Source organism: Streptomyces sp. NPDC001606 (genome assembly GCF_053596835.1).
The window spans coordinates 26,141-42,639 of record NZ_JBSFHC010000024.1 but is presented as its reverse complement, the minus strand read 5'-3'; the positions used below and the strand labels follow the sequence as shown (position 1 = coordinate 42,639).

General features: G+C 72.0%; 16 protein-coding genes. 4 read left to right on the top strand and 12 right to left on the bottom strand.

Features of this window, described 5'->3' with window-relative positions; genetic code table 11:
- Positions 1-16: 16 nt before the first annotated feature.
- The 5 genes from ACWCV9_RS32845 to ACWCV9_RS32825 are packed head-to-tail and all read right to left on the bottom strand — an operon-like array spanning position 17 to position 5,582.
- The gene (locus ACWCV9_RS32845; protein ID WP_450792080.1) at positions 17-613 is read right to left on the bottom strand and encodes a DUF5947 family protein; all 597 of its coding nucleotides are present in this window, start codon (positions 611-613) and stop codon (positions 17-19) included.
- Positions 610-1,161: a NifU family protein gene (locus tag ACWCV9_RS32840; protein WP_450792078.1), complete on the bottom strand. Its 552-nt coding sequence runs from the start codon at positions 1,159-1,161 to the stop codon at positions 610-612. Before ACWCV9_RS32840 ends, ACWCV9_RS32845 begins: the two co-directional genes overlap by 4 nt.
- Positions 1,154-2,947: a nickel-dependent hydrogenase large subunit gene (locus ACWCV9_RS32835; protein ID WP_450792077.1), complete on the bottom strand. Its 1,794-nt coding sequence runs from the start codon at positions 2,945-2,947 to the stop codon at positions 1,154-1,156. The genes ACWCV9_RS32840 and ACWCV9_RS32835 overlap by 8 nt, the downstream gene beginning before the upstream one ends.
- A gap of 59 nt (positions 2,948-3,006) precedes the next feature.
- Positions 3,007-4,095 carry an NADH-quinone oxidoreductase subunit B family protein gene (locus ACWCV9_RS32830; RefSeq protein ID WP_450792075.1) on the bottom strand — a complete coding sequence of 363 codons (1,089 nt, stop codon included), beginning with the start codon at positions 4,093-4,095 and terminating at the stop codon, positions 3,007-3,009.
- The gene (locus ACWCV9_RS32825; protein WP_450792074.1) at positions 4,092-5,582 is read right to left on the bottom strand and encodes a hypothetical protein; all 1,491 of its coding nucleotides are present in this window, start codon (positions 5,580-5,582) and stop codon (positions 4,092-4,094) included. Before ACWCV9_RS32825 ends, ACWCV9_RS32830 begins: the two co-directional genes overlap by 4 nt.
- Before the next feature lie 304 nt (positions 5,583-5,886).
- Between ACWCV9_RS32825 and ACWCV9_RS32820 the strand changes: the two genes are divergently transcribed.
- Together ACWCV9_RS32820 and ACWCV9_RS32815 are read left to right on the top strand one after the other, a co-directional pair.
- The gene (locus ACWCV9_RS32820) at positions 5,887-6,546 is read left to right on the top strand and encodes a glycoside hydrolase family 11 protein (RefSeq protein WP_450792073.1); all 660 of its coding nucleotides are present in this window, start codon (positions 5,887-5,889) and stop codon (positions 6,544-6,546) included.
- A gap of 15 nt (positions 6,547-6,561) precedes the next feature.
- Positions 6,562-7,251: a polysaccharide deacetylase family protein gene (locus ACWCV9_RS32815; protein ID WP_450792072.1), complete on the top strand. Its 690-nt coding sequence runs from the start codon at positions 6,562-6,564 to the stop codon at positions 7,249-7,251.
- A 53-nt stretch (positions 7,252-7,304) separates the two neighbouring features.
- Here ACWCV9_RS32815 and ACWCV9_RS32810 read toward each other — a convergent pair whose 3' ends face one another.
- From ACWCV9_RS32810 to ACWCV9_RS32800, 3 genes are all read right to left on the bottom strand, one after another.
- A complete protein-coding gene (locus ACWCV9_RS32810) occupies positions 7,305-7,883 on the bottom strand; it encodes a hypothetical protein (protein ID WP_450792070.1) in 579 nt (192 codons plus the stop codon).
- An 82-nt stretch (positions 7,884-7,965) separates the two neighbouring features.
- Complete coding sequence (locus tag ACWCV9_RS32805; protein WP_450792068.1) at positions 7,966-9,171, bottom strand: PP2C family protein-serine/threonine phosphatase; 1,206 nt, start codon at positions 9,169-9,171, stop codon at positions 7,966-7,968.
- Positions 9,168-10,355: an FUSC family protein gene (locus ACWCV9_RS32800; RefSeq protein ID WP_450792066.1), complete on the bottom strand. Its 1,188-nt coding sequence runs from the start codon at positions 10,353-10,355 to the stop codon at positions 9,168-9,170. Before ACWCV9_RS32800 ends, ACWCV9_RS32805 begins: the two co-directional genes overlap by 4 nt.
- Positions 10,356-10,631: 276 nt before the next feature.
- Between ACWCV9_RS32800 and ACWCV9_RS32795 the strand changes: the two genes are divergently transcribed.
- A complete protein-coding gene (locus tag ACWCV9_RS32795; protein ID WP_450792206.1) occupies positions 10,632-12,164 on the top strand; it encodes a hypothetical protein in 1,533 nt (510 codons plus the stop codon).
- 65 nt (positions 12,165-12,229) lie between these two features.
- Here the strand turns inward: ACWCV9_RS32795 and ACWCV9_RS32790 are convergent, their stop codons facing one another.
- Both ACWCV9_RS32790 and ACWCV9_RS32785 read right to left on the bottom strand, forming a co-directional pair.
- Positions 12,230-12,427 carry a hypothetical protein gene (locus tag ACWCV9_RS32790; protein ID WP_450792064.1) on the bottom strand — a complete coding sequence of 66 codons (198 nt, stop codon included), beginning with the start codon at positions 12,425-12,427 and terminating at the stop codon, positions 12,230-12,232.
- Between the two features lie 157 nt (positions 12,428-12,584).
- The gene (locus ACWCV9_RS32785) at positions 12,585-12,998 is read right to left on the bottom strand and encodes an SRPBCC family protein (protein ID WP_450792062.1); all 414 of its coding nucleotides are present in this window, start codon (positions 12,996-12,998) and stop codon (positions 12,585-12,587) included.
- Between the two features lie 235 nt (positions 12,999-13,233).
- Here ACWCV9_RS32785 and ACWCV9_RS32780 point away from each other — a divergent pair, with 235 nt between their 5' ends.
- Positions 13,234-15,039: an alkaline phosphatase family protein gene (locus ACWCV9_RS32780; RefSeq protein ID WP_450792060.1), complete on the top strand. Its 1,806-nt coding sequence runs from the start codon at positions 13,234-13,236 to the stop codon at positions 15,037-15,039.
- 95 nt (positions 15,040-15,134) lie between these two features.
- Here ACWCV9_RS32780 and ACWCV9_RS32775 read toward each other — a convergent pair whose 3' ends face one another.
- On the bottom strand, positions 15,135-15,365 hold the full coding sequence (locus ACWCV9_RS32775) for a response regulator transcription factor (RefSeq protein WP_385840873.1): 231 nt from the start codon (positions 15,363-15,365) through the stop codon (positions 15,135-15,137).
- Positions 15,366-15,517: 152 nt separating this feature from the next.
- Positions 15,518-16,330, bottom strand: coding sequence for a serine hydrolase (locus tag ACWCV9_RS32770; protein WP_450792058.1), 813 nt, complete (start codon positions 16,328-16,330; stop codon positions 15,518-15,520).
- Between the last annotated feature and the right edge of the window lie 169 nt (positions 16,331-16,499).

Here is a 16,499-nt window from a genome sequence, read left to right as displayed (position 1 = left end):
CCTTCCGGTCCGGTCCTCAGGACCGCTCGGTCAGTTCCCTGAAGAACTGTTCTACGGCCGGCCACACCCGGCCGCCACCGGACAGGCCCCGCCACTCCCGGCGGACCAGGGCGATCATCCGGTAGCAGTCGTCGACCGGCACGATCCAGTGTGCGTCGGCGCCGCGCACGGTGTTCACCAGCAGCGCCTCCACATCAGGTGTCATCCCGGCCAGCTGCGGGACCTCGGCGGCGAGCCGCCGCCAGGCCGCCGCGTCCACCTCCCAGCGCATGGCCCCGGCCGGGCTCGGCCCCTGCGCGGTCACCGTGCCGTCCGAGCCCGGCACGAAGAACACCAGGCCCACCGGGACGCCGAGCACCGCCGTGTCGACGGGCGGCAGCCGCAGCCGCCGCCGGGGCACCAGCCGGTACCGGCCCTCGCCCGCCGCGCCGTCGGCGAACAGCACCGAGCAGGGGCGGCACACACACCGCAGCTCGGCGGCACCGGTGTCGTACAGATGCGGGTGTTCCCCGGCCATCCGGGCGGCGCACAGCTCACACACCTCCGCGGCGGCCTCCGCCGCCCGGTCGGCGGCGGAGCGGATGACCCGGGCGAGCGCTCCGTCCACGCTCACCGCGCCTCCCGGACCAGCAGGGAGTCCAGCGGCACGAACGCCGGACCGGCCGGGCGGGCGGCGCCGGACACCGTCTCCACATCGGTCAGCTCCGGGGCGACGGCCAGCACCGCGTCCCGGACCGCCGCGGCGACGTCCGAGGAGCCGCCGCCGCTGCCGCAGCCGGAACCGCAACCGCCGCCGCTGCTCAGCCGTACCCGCGCCACCTGTCCTTCGACACCCGCCCACTCCAGATCGCCGCCGCGCTCGCGCACCGCCGGCCGCAGCTTCTCGACCGCGCGGGCGGCCCGGCGCTCCGGCGGCTCGGGGTGGATGTCGTGCAGGACCAGCAGATGCCCGAGCAGCTCGTCATCGGCGAGCCGCTCCTTCAGCGGCCCGTCCGCGTGGTCCAGCACCCGGGCCAGTGCCTCGCCGTAGACCTCGGTCAGCAGCCGTACCGCCTCCAGGGCGGGCCCGGGCGCCGCCTCCAGCCCGGCGAGCACCTCGTCCAGCCGGGCCAGCCGTGCCTCCACGGCCGGGTCCGGCAGCCGCACGGCCGGGTCAGCCATGGTTCGCTCCGTACGTCGGCGAGTGGACCGTGGTCAGCGTCTTGCCCTTGCCCATGTACATGTGGACCCCGCACGGCAGACAGGGGTCGAAGCTGCGCACGGTGCGCATGATGTCGACGCCCTTGAAGTCGTCGGGACCGTTCTCCTCGAAGATCGGCTGCCCCTGGACGGCGTCCTCGTACGGGCCGGGGGTGCCATGGATGTCACGGGGGCTGGCGTTCCACGGGGTGGGCGGGTACGGGTGGTAGTTGGCGATCTTCTTGTCCCTGATCACCAGATGGTGGGAGAGGACACCGCGGACCGCCTCGTGGAAGCCGCAGCCGATCGACTCGTCCGGCACCTCGAAGTTCTCGTACACCTTCGTGTCGCCGCTCTTCAGCATGCCCATCGCCTCCTCCAGGAACTGCAAGGCCATGGCGGCGGCGTAGGCGATGAAGTACGGCCGGGCGCGGTCCCGTTCGAGGGTGTTGCTCCACTTCGGGATGCGCCACTCCAGGGTGGTCTCCGGCAGCCGCTCGCCCTTGGGCAGGGTGATCCGGATGGCGCCGCCGGTCGCCTTGACGTACGGCGTGTCGACCAGGCCGCTCAGCGCCGTCGACCAGAGCCGGGCGAGCGGCCCGCCGCCGGTGTCCAGGGCGAGGTGCTCGCCGGTCTGCGGGTGGTACCAGCGCGGGCTCATCACCCAGCTGTAGTTGCCCTCGAATTCCCGTTTCTGCGGCACCGGGACCGTGGTCTGGTTCCAGGGGTGGCGCATGTCGATGGGATTGCCGAGCGGGTCGTGGGTGACGAACGGCTCCTCGTTCACCCAGTCCTCGTAGAAGGAGCTGCCCAGCATGATGCGCAGGCCGAGGTTGATGTCGATCAGGTTGTTGGTGACCAGCTTGCCGTCGACGATGATGCCCGGGGTGACGTACATCGCCCGGCCCCACTCGTTCATCGTCGCGTAGCGGTAGTCCACCACGTCCGGGTTCTGGAAGGCGCCCCAGCAGCCGAGCAGAATGCGGCGTTTGCCGACCTCCTCGTAGCCCGGCAGGGCCTCGTAGAAGAAGTCGAAGACGTCGTCGTTCATCGCCACCGCCTTCTTGATGAAGTCGATGACGCGCATGAGCCGGCTGAGGTAGTCGGTGAAGGTGCTCGGCTGCGGCATCGTGCCGACCCCGCCCGGGTACAGCGTGGAGGGGTGCACATGCCGCCCCTCCATCAGGCAGAACATCTCCCGGGTGATCCGGCTGACCTTCAGCGCCTCCTTGTAGACCTCGCCCTCGAAGGGGTTGAAGGCCTTCATGATGTCGGCGATGGTGCGGTAGCCGTGGATGTCCCCGCGCGGTGCGTCGGTGCGTTCGGCGCGGGCCAGCACACCGGGGTTGGTGGCCTTGACCATCGCTTCGCAGAAGTCCACGAACACCAGGTTGTCCTGGAAGATCGTGTGGTCGAAGATGTACTCCGCCGCCTCGCCGAGGTTGGTGATGTGCTCGGCCAGCTTGGGCGGCTTGACCCCGTAGGCCATCTGCTGCGCGTAGTTGGAGCAGGTGGTGTGGTTGTCACCGCAGATGCCGCAGATCCGCGAGGTGATGAACCCGGCGTCCCGCGGGTCCTTGCCCCTCATGAACACCGAGTAGCCGCGGAACAGCGACGAGGTGCTGTGGCACTCCACGACCTCCCGGTTGGCGAAGTCGATCTTCGTGTAGATGCCCAGGTTGCCGATGATCCGGGTGATCGGATCCCAGGACATGTCGACGATCTGGGCGGGCTTGCGTCCCGTGGCCCGGGACTCGGTGGTGGTCATCTGCGGTGCTGCCCCTCGCTGTTCGGGTCGGGCGGGTGGAGGTGGGGTCCAAGGGACGGTCAGGCGCGCCAGTGGGGGTCGTAACCGCTGGTCAGCTTGCGCTTGTTGTGGCGCCACCTGGGCTCGTGGTTCACCAGGTCGTTGGTCAGGCCGCGCAGCCGCCGGATGACCGCCCCGTACGGCCGGATCACCGCCGACGACAGGGTGCCGCCCGGCGGTTCGTCCATGAACGGCATGAAGGCGTCCGGGAAGCTGGGCATGGTGCAGCCGATGCAGATGCCGCCGACATTGGGGCAGCCGCCGATGCCGGCCATCCAGCCCCGCTTGGGGACGTTGCAGTTGACGACCGGACCCCAGCAGCCCACCCGGACCTGGCACTTGGGGGAGTTGTAATCCTTCCCGAAGTCGCCCTGCTCGTAGTACGCGGCCCGGTCGCAGCCCTCGTGCACGGTCTTCCCGAACAGCCACTGGGGGCGCAGCATGTGGTCCAGCGGTGGCGGGGGAGCGGTGCCGGCCGCGTGCTGGAGCACCCAGACCAGGGTCTCCATGAAGTTCTCCGGCTGGATCGGACAGCCCGGCACGTTGACGACCGGCAGCCCGGACCGCGCCGTGAAGTCCCAGCCCAGGTAGTCCGCGAGGCCCATGCAGCCGGTCGGGTTGCCGGCCATGGCGTGGATGCCGCCGAACGTGGCACAGGTGCCGGCGGCCACCACCGCCCAGGCCTTGGGCGCGAGGTCGTCGATCCACTGGTTCAGGGTCTGCGGCTGACCGGTGTCGGGGTCGTTGCCGAACGACGTCCAGTAGCCGTCCCCCTCGATGATCCGCTGGTTCGGGATCGAGCCCTCGATCACCAGGATGAACGGCGCAAGCTCGCCGCGCGCCGCCGCCCGGTACGGGGCGAGGAAGTCCTCGCCGCCCAGGCTCGGCGACAGCACCTTGTTGACCAGGTTCACCTTCGGCAGACCCGGGATGAGACCCAGCACCACGTCCTCGATGGACGGCTGGCCCGCCGCGGTCAGCGACACGGTGTCGCCGTCGCAGCTCATGCCCTCCGAGATCCAGAGGATGGTGATCTCTTCGAAGCCGTCGTGCGCTTCGGCCCGGCCGGACTCGCCGGGGGCTTCGGTGGTACCGCTCCGTGTGCTCATGTCTGCGGCCTCCGTCGCAGTCGGTCGTGGGCCGGGCCGGGGGACACCGGCGGGCCCGTGGGGACGAGGGGTTCGACCTCGTCGGGCCGGAAGTAGTGGAACCGGCCGTACCAGTCGTGCAGTTCGGCGGCCGGATCGTCGTCGACCGTGACGGCGAACCTGACCCCGCCGTCGACGTCGTGGAAGACGGCGGCGACCCGGGCGGTGCGCCCGTCCAGGAACATGTCCTGCGCGTCCGCGCCGCGCAGCCGGGGACGCAGCCGCACCGGGCTGCCCGCGCCCACGGCAACCCCGGCCACGAGGACGGTGTCGGTCGTCGGGGACAGCCCGTCGTCGCCGCCCTCCTGCCACCAGGCGGGACGCTGCGGGCGGGCCGGCGCCCCGGCCGGGGCCAGGGAGCGGATGGCGCCGTGCAGGCGGCCGAACACCTCGTCCGGCATGGTGTCGACCCGGTCGAGGATCTGCGCGGCCCGTGGATCGGTGGCCCGGGCCTCCGCCTTCTCCTCGTCGGTCAGCAGCATCGTGCGCAGCGTGAGAATCTCGTCGATCTCCGCCGCGTCGTGCAGATCGCCGGGGCTCTCCGGCGCCACCTGGGGGTGGTCCGGCAGGATGATGGGGGCGGACAGCATGACGGGTGCGGTCGCCCCGTCCGCGCCGGCGTCGGCGTGGGCGCTGGGTGCGCCGCCCAGCACCGGGAACGTGAACGCGTTACGGCAGCCCCGTGCCGCCTCGCGCAGCGCGGCCGGCGGATCGATCAGGGAGACGAACTCCACGCCGTCGCCGCCGAGCAGGGTGTGCGTGGCGATCAGCGCCCGCTCCAGCACCGCCCCCCGCGGCGCGTGCGGATCCGGGGCGGCGCCGGTGTTCTCGATCCGCACCCGCAGCCGGTACAGCTCGGGCCGGTCTTGCGGTTCGGCGGCGGGCGGTTGGGCGGAGAGCAGTCCGGCGGGGAGTGGTTCGGCGGCGACCGTCAGGGCCGCTTGCACCTCCTGCCGCCGCCGGACCGTGCGGCCCGCCCCGGCCGGCAGCGGCTCGCAGTCCGCCCCGGCGGGCGCGTTCACGCAGACGGTGTACGGCCCGCGCAGCAGGTCCGCCGGAGCCAGCGTGACCTCGGCCTCCCGCTCCACGGCCTCCTCGAAGGACAGATGGCGGGTGCCGTCCTCCGCCCGCAGCGACTCGACCGGCCGGTGTCCGCCCGCGCCGTCGGCCGCCTCCACCTGCTTGTGCTGGAGCTGGAGATAGCGCACCCGCACCCGTACGGCCGCGTCCGGGCGCCGTACCCGCAGCAGGCACTCGGTCTGCTGGTACCAGGAGTCCGCGGAGCCGGAGATGCCGGGCGTGACCGGCCCGTCCCGCTCCACCCAGTCCCGGGGCAGCAGCACCCCGAACTGCCAGCGGACCCGGTTCTTCGCGGAGGAACGGCGATAGGGATACAGCAGGTACCCCTCGTACAGCACGGCATCGGCGACCGCGCTCATCGACTCCATCCCGCCTCCTCGACTCCGGTGCACCGGCGGATGCCTCCCACCACGGTCACACCCCGCAGGCGACCGCGCCCCTCGGACGCGCGGTCGTTGGGCCGGTCAGGGGACACCGGTCAACACTTCGAAACTTTCGAAGCCGGTAGCCGGTGAAAGTCGATCAGGCAGCCCGGCACTCCGAACGCTTTCGACGCATCACTGCTGGTGTTCACAGGTACGAACGTTTCGAAATATCGACCGAAACTGTTGACAGTGGATCGGCCCGCTCGGACACTCATCGGCGTCAGCGGGCGATGAGGAAGGAAGCGTCGTGGAACGGTTCGTGCTCTTCGTACGAGGCGCGTGCGCCATGGTGCTGGTCGCCGTCGGAGCGTTGCTGCTGCCCGGCACCGCGCAGGCCGACACGGTCATCACCACCAACCAGACCGGCACCAACAACGGCTACTACTACTCGTTCTGGACCGACGGAGGCGGATCCGTCTCGATGGGTCTCGGCTCCGGAGGCAGCTACAGCACCTCGTGGAGCAACAGCGGCAACTTCGTCGCGGGCAAGGGTTGGAGCACCGGCGGCCGCCGCACCGTCAACTACAACGGCAGCTTCAACCCGTCCGGCAACGGCTACCTCTCCCTGTACGGCTGGACGACCAACCCGCTGGTGGAGTACTACGTCGTCGACAACTGGGGCACCTACCGGCCCACCGGCACCTACAAGGGCACCGTCACCAGCGACGGCGGCACGTACGACATCTACGAGACGACCCGGGTCAACGCCCCGTCGATCGAGGGCATCCGGACGTTCAACCAGTACTGGAGCGTGCGGCAGACCAAGCGGACCGGCGGCACCATCACCACCGGCAACCACTTCGACGCCTGGGCCCGGCACGGCATGAACCTCGGCACCTTCAACTACATGATCCTGGCGACCGAGGGCTACCGCAGCAGCGGCAACTCCAGCATCACGGTGAACTGAGGGGAGGTGGCACCCATGCGCAGCGAACCCCGCCGGGCCGTACGGCCCCTCGTGGCGACGCTCGCCGTGGCCGCACTGGGCATCACGGGCAGCCTCACCCTCGGCGCCACACCGTCCCGTGCCGCAGGCTGCTCCGGGTATGTCGGGCTCACCTTCGACGACGGTCCGTCCGACGCCCACACCCCGGCCCTGCTCGCCGCGCTCCGGCAGAACGGGCTGCGGGCCACCCTGTTCAACGAGGGCCAGTACGCGGCCGCCTATCCCGCACAGGTCCGGGCCGAGGCCGCGGCGGGCATGTGGATCGGCAACCACAGCTACACCCATCCGCATCTGACCCAGCTGAGCCAGGCGCAGACCGACTCCGAGATCGCCCGCACCCAGCAGGCGATCGCGGCGGCCGGCGGCGGTACGCCGGTGCTGTTCCGGCCGCCCTACGGCGAGACGAACGCCACCGTGCAAGGGGTCGCGGCCAAGTACGGCCTGACCCAGGTCATCTGGGACGTCGACTCGCAGGACTGGAACGGCGCGAGCACCGACGCCATCGTGCAGGCGGCCGGCCGGCTGACCAACGGTCAGGTCATCCTCATGCACGAGTGGCCCGCGAACACGCTCGCCGCGGTGCCGCGCATCGCCCAGGTGCTGGCGGCCCGCGGGCTGTGCGCCGGCCGGATCTCCCCGCAGACCGGTCGGGCCGTGGCGCCCTGACAGCGGGCGGCCGCCGGGCCATGCGCCCGCCGGCCGCCCCCACCCGCCGCGGCTCAGCGGAGCAGCAGATAGCGGGTGACCAGCGAGCGGGCCCGGTCGGGGGCGATGCCGAGGGCCCTGCCCAGCGACTCCCACTGCCCTGCGCTGTCCTCCTCGATCATGCAGGCCGCCTCCCGGCCGACCCGGGCGGTCAGCCGGTCCAGCGCCGCCACGGCCCGCAGCGCGGCGGCCGGTGCGTCGTCGGCGAGCGCCAGCAGCCGTTCCTCCAGCACGCCCAGCAGCTCGGTCAGCTCCTCCGGCAACGGCACCGTGCGCCGCTCCACCGCCCCGATGTGTTCCCGCCAGTCCCGGTGCGGACCGGAGAGGTCCAGGTCGTCCAGGCCGTCCTCGTCCAGCTCCGCCCACGGCACCGGCACGCTCGGGCCGCGCCAGCCGCAACTGCACGCGGCCCGGATCGCGGCCGCCCGCGGCCTGCCCAGCCGGCCGCTGTACGCCCACCACTCGCTGGTCCGGTACATCTCGGCGCCGCTGCCGACGTCGAAGTACGCGGGCTTCGGTTCGCTGCCGTCGGCCAGCACGGCTCCGACGATGCCCTCGTGGGACTCCCCGAACTCCTCCGTCGTCCACGCCACGGGCGTCTCCCTCCCTCACCGGCCGTTCCATGGTTCCAGGCGGAGCGGCGCCGCGGGCCCGCCTTGGGCGAGGTCGGCCGGTTCACGCGTGTCCGGCCCGCGGTTCGTCGCCGTCGGAGCGCAGCCGTTCCACCGCCACCAGGGCCGCGTCGTCCCCGAGATCGCCGTGCACATGGCGCAGCAGGTCGCGGCGGAGGGCCGCCACCATCGCCGCCGGCGGCCGGCCCGCGTGCGCCCGTACCCGGCCGGACAGGTCGTAGAACCGGCCGTGGCGGTCGCGGGCCTCGATGAAACCGTCGGTGTAGAGCACCAGTCGGTCGCGGGCTGTGAACGGCACCGTCTGCGCGACCGGCCGCGCGTCCAGCAGGTCACCGAGCCCGAGCGGCGCGCCCGGCTGCTCCGGCCGTACCGGGCGCGGCCGCCCGGCGTGTACGACGTACGGCTCGGGGTGGCCGCAGTGCACGATGCGGGCCACCGCCTCGCCGGGCGGGAACTCCACCAGCAGCGCGGTGGCGAACCGCTCCGTGAACAGGGCGCCGCCCGCACCGTCCGTGCCCCGTCCGTCCGGGGTCCCGTCCAGCGCCGCGATCTGCTGCCGGGCCCGCTCGTCCAGGTGCGCCGCGACACGCGTCAAATCCGGCTCCTGGAAGGCGAGTTCACGAAAGGCGCTGAGCAGGGTCGCCGAGGCACCGACGGCCGTCAGGCCCTTGCCGCGTACGTCGCCGAGGAGGACCCGGGTGCCGTACGGCGTGCGCAGCGCCTCGTAGAAGTCGCCGCCGATCCGGGCCTCCGACTCGGCCGGCAGATAGCAGCCGGACAGGGCCAGCGAGCCGATCCGGCCGGGGAGCGGGTGCATGAGGGCGCGCTGTGTGGTCTCGGCGACCGAGCGGACCTGGCGGAGCTGCCGTTCCCGGCGCCGCCGCAGCGCGCACGCGCCGAGCGAGGTGAGCCCGACGACGAACAGTGTGCCCAGGGTGACGTCCGAGTCCGGGCGGCCGCACGTCCCGGCGTCCAGCTGGAGCAGCAGCGTGACCACGAGCACGGCAGCGGCGAGGGCCGCCGTCGCCGGGCACGGCAGCAGTACGGCGGCCAGGACGGGTACGGCGGCCAGCACCGGCGCGACATGCAGCCAGTCCGGGGTGAGTACGTCGACGAGGACGACCACCGCCATCAGCAGCGCGGGTGTGGAGGACAGCAGCACCCGGGAGCGGGCGGACCGGCGCCCAGTGTCCTGGCCGGTGGGGGTGGGGTGCTGGTGCGGGAGTTCGGTGGAGGGAGAAGAGGTCATCGTCGCGATGCGGGCCGTAGGGGAGCGAGGACGCGGTGCGGCCGGGCGGGCCGGGCCGGCGCGGGCGCGGCCAGACAGGCGAGGGCCGCGTCGAGCTGCCGGACGAGACGCCGCTCGGCGCCGCCGGGGGCCGGTGGAGTGGTGCGGGGATCGGTCACGGTGCCCGGTGCCGGTGGTTCGGTACGAGGGTGAGCGTCCCGGGCTGATGGATCGGTACCCGGCGCGGTGCCGGGGGCCGGTTCGTCGAGCCGGGCCAGCGCGTGCCGTGCGGCGGGCAGCGCGGGATGCGGGCGGCCGCCGCCCCGGCAGGAGTAGACGCACAGGGCGGTCGTCCGCAGCAGGCGCGCGTACCGCTGGTCGAAGGGGGCGGTGGGGCCGCCGGGGTGCGGGCGGTGCCCGTCCAGCAGCCGGCCCGTCGCCGTCGCCTGTTCCGCCACTTCGCCCAGTGTGCGCAGCACCCGGTGGTCCAGGTGCCAGCGGCGGCGCCGGGCGGCCGGCCGGACGTTCCAGCGCACGCTCTCGTGCGCCTCGTCCACCGTGCCGCGGGCCCGAGCCACGGCGGTCTCCAGGTCGCGTTCCCAGGCGGCGCCGAGCACCTGCCGCGGTGGTTCACGCCGTACGACCGCGTCGGCCAGCGCGTCCAGGTCCCGGGCGATCAGATGCCGCAGCTCCGCCAGGGCCCGCTCGGCGGAGCGCACGCGCACCGCCGGGAACAGCAGCGCGCTGCACGCCAGACCGAAGGCGATGCCCAGCACGATCTCCGTGAGATGGGAGGCCAGCTCGCCGGGGTGGCGGCCGCGGACCAGGGCGAAGGTGATCAGGGCGGTGGTCGGCACATGGAGGCCGTGGTGACCGAGGAAGCCGTGCCGGACCGGCAGCACCGAGGCGAACACCACCAGGGCCAGCCCCACCATCCCCGGGTGCACATACAGCGCGGCCGGTACCGCGAGCAGGACACCGAGCAGACAGCCGGCGGCGTACCGGGCCGCGGCGGCGACCGTGCGCACCACCGTCGCCTCGACCGTGAGCAGCGCGGCGACGGCACCCGGGTACGGGTCGGGGGAGTGCAGCAGGGTCGCACATATCTGCCAGGTCAGTCCGGCGGCCACGGTCGCGCGCGCGGCCCCGACGCAGTCGGTCCGTCCGATCCTCTCGGCGAGGGCGGACCACCGTGCGCTGAGCATGTCGAGTGACCTCCTTTGTCCGGGTTCCGGCAAGGCCGCCCAGAATAATCGGACAAACCAGGCATGTGGCAAATAAGGAACGTGTAGGCGTCAGGTGTTCGAACCTCTGTCGGGTTCTGTGTCAACGCACGTAAACTGCTCATTCCGCAGTGGTGCGGGGGGAGTTGAGTGGGGGGAGCCACGATGTCCGAGGATGCGTACGGCCCTTATCCGGGTGGGGCACATCAGAACAATCCAGACCAGGGCGCTTCATACCCCGGGTTCGGCGCGCCGTCGATGCCGCCGGTGCCGCCGATGCCGGCGAGTCCCCCGCCCGTGCCCGCGGATCCGTGGCGCGCCGCAGCGGTCGCCCTGCTCAACCTCAGCGGACTGGGCCTCGGCTACGCGCTGCTGCGGCGCCGGCTCCTCACGGCCGTCTGCTGGGCCGCGACCGCCGTGCTGCTGTTCGTCGCGCTGCCCGCGGACGCCGACGGGATCCCCGGGGCGGCGCTCGTCGGATACGGCCTGGTGTTGCTGCTCGCCGCCGTCCACGGCGCCGTCACCGCACTGCGCACCCGGCTGGTGTGGCCGGGCAGAGCGCCGCTGGCGCTGCTGCTGGGCGTGGTGCTGCTCGCCGTACCGGCCGGTGGTGCCCTCTGGTACCAGGGCGCCCACGACGACGCCGTGGAACAGGCCCTCCTCGACCGGCTGGACCAGGCCGACCGCCAGGTCGCGGCCGCGGGCCGGCAGTCGTTCTCCACCGCGGAGCCGGACTACCGCAAGGCGCTGACGGTCTACCGGGACATCGCCGTCCATCACGCAGGCTCCCGTGCCGCCCGTCAGGTGCCCGACCGGCTGCACACCTTCTACACGACCGTCGGCGCCGCCTACAGCCACCGGGACTACTGCGGCGCGGTGGAGCCCCTGAAGTACCTGCGCACGCTTCCCGACACCCTGCCCAAGTCCCAGCTGGGATCGCTGGCGGCCTGGCCCGACGACCGGCTGGCCACCTCGCTGTACGAGTGCGGGTCCGAGGGTCTCGCCGGCGGGTCGGCGGACTGGGTCACCCGCTACACCGACCTGCTGAACACCTTCCCGGACTCCCGCCAGGCCACCCAGGTGGCGCCCGCCGTGGACGCGGCGGTGACGAAGGCGGCCAAGGACGTCGGCGGCTCCGGAGCGTGCGCGGCCGTGGACCGGCTGCGCACCCTCAACACCAGCATCGCCGACCTGGCGAAGTCGGCCGACGACACGGGCGGCAGCCTGGCGAAGGCCGCCGACCGCGCGGACCGCAGCGGTAACTCGGGGGAGTACGCGTGCGGTGTCGAGCAGTACAAGGACAAGGACTTCGCGGCGGCGCAGAAGACCATGGAGCAGTTCGTCGACGACAACAAGAACGACCGCAACCGGGACCGCGCCAAGAAGGTCGCGATAGCCGCCGAGGTCGCCCAGACACTCCCTGCGGCCGGCGGCAAGCTCCCCACCACCGCCTCCGGCGGCGGCATCTCCGTCACCGTCAAGAACGACAGCCCGGACGACATCACCGTCCTCTACACCGGCCCGGTCACCGGCAGCTTCACCCTCAAAGCCTGCGGCGACTGCAAGGCGTACATGCTCGCCGAGACGCTCCTGACCGGCTTCAAGCCGTGCAACGGCGGCAAGGACTACCCGCAGCGCACGATCAGCCTGCCCCCCGGCACCACCTACTTCGTGCACAAGTCCCACAGCAGCAGCTCCACGACCCCGGCCTCGGACACCGCCAAACTCCGGTACGGCTACATCTACACCGAGTGCGCCTACTCGACCCGCACCTTCGGCTCCACCTACTGACGCACCCCACAGAGCCTCCCCCGCCCAACCCGGGGGAGGCTCTTCGCGCGGGTTAAAGAAAGGCCCTAGTCGTTCCCCGGGCGCTCGCCCTTCGGGCCGCGGCCGCGGGCGGTCTTCGGGCCGCCGCTCCGCTGGGCCGGGTCCTCCTGGAGCGACTCGTTCGCGGCGGTGTTCGCGTCCTGGTCGGAGATTCCGGAACGCTCCGCCTCCTTGCGGAGCCTCGCCCTGCGGGTGTCGTACTTCTTGCTGCCGGGTTCGGGCACGACGTTCACCTCCTGCCGCTTCCGTCCACGGGTCCCCCTCGCCTCCCGGGGCAAACGGCGAGTGCGGGTCGTCGTCGGGGTACCGTGCGGCAGGCCGACACCATGATCAAACAGCTGTCGCCGCAGGTGCTGACCAGCGTCTGAGCGTTCAGTGCCCTCAGCCGGCCGCGTTGTCGACGCGTAGCCGCACCTGCTCCTCCAGTCGCCGCAGGCTGTCCTCGAGGGCGTCGGCGACCGCGTCCTCGCCCGGGTCGTGGCGGTCGTCGAAGAAGGACAGATGGACCGTTACCTCGCTGGCGCCGCTGCCGATGCCGGCGACCTGGAGCCAGCCGGCGTAGGCGCCCTGTTCGCGGGTGCCCCATTCCAGCCGCATCTGCTCCGGCCGGGCGCGCAGCAGCGCGGGCTGGTCCGTGCCCGAGCGGTCCTCGTGCACGGTGACGGCGGGTGGCTCCTCGACGTCCACGTGCAGGGCGTCCGGGAGCCAGGCGCCGAGCTGGTCGGTGTTGGCCGCCTGGTCGAAGACGTGCTCGGGCTGTGCGGGCATCGTGCGGGAACGTTCGTACTCGGTCATCGCGACAGCGCCCCCTTGGGCTCGGAAGCCGTACCCGGACCGCGTGCCCCGTCTGCGCCAACCGAAAAGCGGTGACGGCCCCCTCTCGCCTCGGCCGTTCACTTGTCTGGTCAAGTTTGGTCATGGTTCTTCCGTTGGACAGTGAACACCAGTACTCATGTCCCGTTCGTTGCGCACAACCAGGCCGTGAGGTCCGTATCTCCCGGCACCCTCACCAACGGGACGAGGTACACGTATGCGACTGCGCTGGAGATCCCTCGGCGGGCTTCTCGCCCTCCTCGGCGCACTGATCGTCTCCGCTCCGGCCCCCGCCCAGGCGGCCGTGAGCAGCGGCAACCTGATCGTCGACGGCGATGCCGAGAGCGGGGGTTACTGCACCGGCGACTGGGCGGCGGCCGGCACGGTGCCCGGCTGGACCACCGAGGCGGGCGGCCCGAACGCCATGTGCTACACGGTCGGCTCCTTCGGACTGCCCAGTGACGGCAACACGCCCGGCAAGGCCTTCTTCGGCCCGAGCAACTTCGGCGACGGCGCGATGACACAGACCGTCGACGTCTCCTCGGCGGCCACGGCCATCGACGGCGGCACCGTGCACTACAACCTCTCGGGCTGGCTCGGCGGCTGGACCGTCTACGGCGGATATGTCGCCGTCTCCCTGCACTTCCACGACGCCGCCGGCCGGCCGATCGGCGCCACCGCCAAGCTGCCGACCGTCTCCGCGAGCGACCGGGGCCTCGCCACCAAGTTCCTCGCGCGCAGCACCAGCGGCGCGGTCCCGGCCGGCACCCGCTCCCTCCAGGTGGAGGTGCAGTTCCTGTCCACCTCCCACGAGACCGGCTACCTCGACAACCTCTCCCTCACCCTGGACACCCCGGTCGCCGCACCGGCCCCGCCCGCCCCGCCCGTCTCCAAGGTGCCGGGCTACGACCACGTGTTCATGGTCATGATGGAGAACACCGACTACGCCGAGGTCATGAACGACCCCGCGGACACGCCGTACATGCACAGCCTGATGTCCCAGGGCGCCACCCTGACCGACTACCACGGCGTCTACCACCCGAGCGACGAGAACTACCTCGCCATCGCGGGCGGCGACACCTATGCCAAGGGCGCGACCTACTACCCGAACATCAACTCCCCGCAGCGCAACCTCGGCGACACCCTCGAGGCGGCCGGCAAGACCTGGAAGGCCTACGAGCAGGGCATGGGCACGCCCTGCAACACCAAGAACACCTACGACAGTTACTACGAGCCCGACGACGCGCCCTTCATCAACTACACCGACATCAGCGGTGACGCCACCCGCTGCGCGGCGCACCTGTTCGACACCACGCAGCTCACCACCGACCTGAAGTCGGCCTCGACGACCCCGAGTTTCTCCTGGATAGCCGCCGACGACTACTACGACGGCGAGGCCTCCGGCAACGGCAGCAGCACCAGCCTGAAGACCCAGGACGGCTGGCTGAAGCAGACCCTCGACCCGGTGCTGGCCTCCCCGGCCTGGACGCAGTCGCGCTCGCTGCTGATCCTCACCTGGGACGAGAGCCAGAGCGAGGCCTACAACCACGTGGCCACCATGGTCCTCGGCTCCCAGGGCACCGTCCCGGCCGGCACCAGCAGCCCGGTCCACTACGACCACTACGGCATCGCCCGCACCATCGAGTCGGCCCTCGGCCTGCCCGGCCTCACCGCCAACGACACCTACGCGACCCCGCTCAACGCCGCCTTCGCACCGTCCACCGCGACGGCACCGACGCTCACCGGCACCCTGAATGCGGTTGCGGACGGCGGCAACGCCACCGTCCGCTACACCCTGCCGTCCGCCGCGCAGGCCAACGCCAAGAACTGGGTCGGCATCTACCCGGCGGGCGCCGTGCCGGGCAAGCAGTCCTCGCTGACCTGGGCGTACGCCCCGAACGCCAGCGGCGCCCTGACCTTCTCCACGGGCAAGCTGAGCGGCCCGGGCACCTACGACGTGTACTACCTCGCGAACGACGGCTACACGGCCTTGGCCGGGCCGTTCTCCCTCACCGTCGGCTGAACCACCCCGCAGCGGGTCACCTGCGCCGCAGCAGGCGGCGCAGGTGCAGGGTCGTCGGCAGCCGCCGGACCGGTCGTGCGGGCCCGGGTCCGGGGTCACAGCCCCAGCGCGATGGCGACCCGGGTCAGCTCGGCGGTGCTGCCGATGTTGAGCTTGGCCCGGATGCGGCGCAGGTATGCGTCCACCGTGTGCGTGGACAGGCCCATGTGGCGGGCGGTCTGGAGGTAGGTGCGGCCGGCGGCGATGTGCCGGAGCGTCTCCCGCTCGCGCGGAGCCAGCGCGGTGGCGGGGGCTGCGGGGTGCGAGGGGGCGAGGGTGGCGCTCATGGGATGTCCTCCGGCGGTCTCTGACCGTTCGGGCGATTTGCCCTGTTTCATCAGAGTGGGTGCCGGATTTCATGGGACTGTCCGTCGATTGTCACAGGCGCGTCACAGGGGCCCGGAGGTGGTTTGCGGCCTGCGGCGGAGGGTGTGGCCGCTCAGGTCGTGGCCTGCCGTGCCGTGTGCTCGACCAGGGTGACGCCGTCGCTCATGGAGGCGCTGCCGTTCGACAGGACGGCGACGAGATACCGGTGCCCGCGCACGGTGACCTGGCCGATGCTGTTGACGTCCCACAGGCCGGTGGTGGTGCGCTGGAGCCAGCCGTTCTTCAGCAGGCGCGGCGAGCCCGGGCCGCCGGCCGCCGGGACTCCCCAGGTCTGCTCGGGGATGACGCGGCCCATGAGGCTGCGCAGATACGCCCGGGAGTCCGCGTTCAGCACGGGGGAGCCGCCGCCCTGTGTCCGTCCGTCGGCGAACACGGCCCGCAGCAGTCGGATCTGGTCCGTGGCGGTCGTCCGGGTCAGCCCCCACCTCGCGTCCGGGCCGCCGGTGGTCGAGGTCAGGCCGAGGCGCTTGTTGGCCGCCGCGAGACCGGGTGCCCGGCCGATCTCCTGCCACAGGGCGTTCGCGGCCGTGTTGTCGCTGCGCTCGATCATCGGCTCGGCGTGCCCCCGCTCCGCGGCGGTGAGCTGCCGTCCCGCGTCCTGTGCCTGGAGCAGCAGGGTGGCGAGGATGTCGACCTTGACGATGCTGGCGGTGTCGTACGCCTCGTCCGTGCCGTGGACGACGGGTGTGCCGCCGGTGCCGTCCAGGTCGAGCACCGCGGCCGTGGCGTGCGGTGCCGGGGCCGGTGCGGGCGCCGTGGCGGCGGCAGCTGGGGCGGGGCGCAGTGCCATCGCGGAGACGAGGACCGCCAGCGAGGCGAGGAGCGTGCGTGCGGTGGCGGGGGAGCGGTGCGGCGTGCTGGGCATGGGTCACGAACGTAGCCATCGGACGGTCCCGGTGACATGGCGCGGGTCACTCCGGCCCGCTGTTCGGCCGTTTTGTGAGAAGAGCCACCGTTGGGGCGCTTTGCCGTACATGGGTTGTTCCGGTGGCGGCGTGTACGCGTGGCCGAGCCCGGCTCCTCGCTTATCGTCG